Annotated in this window: 1 protein-coding gene; it reads right to left on the bottom strand. The window is 47.0% G+C overall.

Annotated elements, in window-relative coordinates; all coding sequences use genetic code 11:
• Positions 1 to 202, bottom strand: a 202-nt coding sequence (locus tag X939_RS23875) for a hypothetical protein (protein WP_044200368.1), incomplete at both ends; no start/stop codon positions are given.

Below are 202 nucleotides of genomic sequence, written 5' to 3'. Positions count from 1 at the left end.
GGTTCCATTTACAGCATTCTCAATCTCTCCTGTTGCCGAAAATATCAAGCCCGAAGGGACTGAAGAATAGGTATAATTAGGATTGTATACATTAAGAGTATGTTTCGAGTCTGACGTACAGGTGGCAGGGGCCGTCACTCGTGCCACCGGAGCCAAAGGAGTAGGATACGCATCCTGCTTCGTAAAAGTGGCAGAAGTTGCA

Origin of the sequence: Dyadobacter tibetensis Y620-1, from assembly GCF_000566685.1 — a bacterium.
Lineage (GTDB): Bacteria > Bacteroidota > Bacteroidia > Cytophagales > Spirosomataceae > Dyadobacter > Dyadobacter tibetensis.
This window is presented reverse-complemented; position numbering and strand designations above follow the sequence as displayed.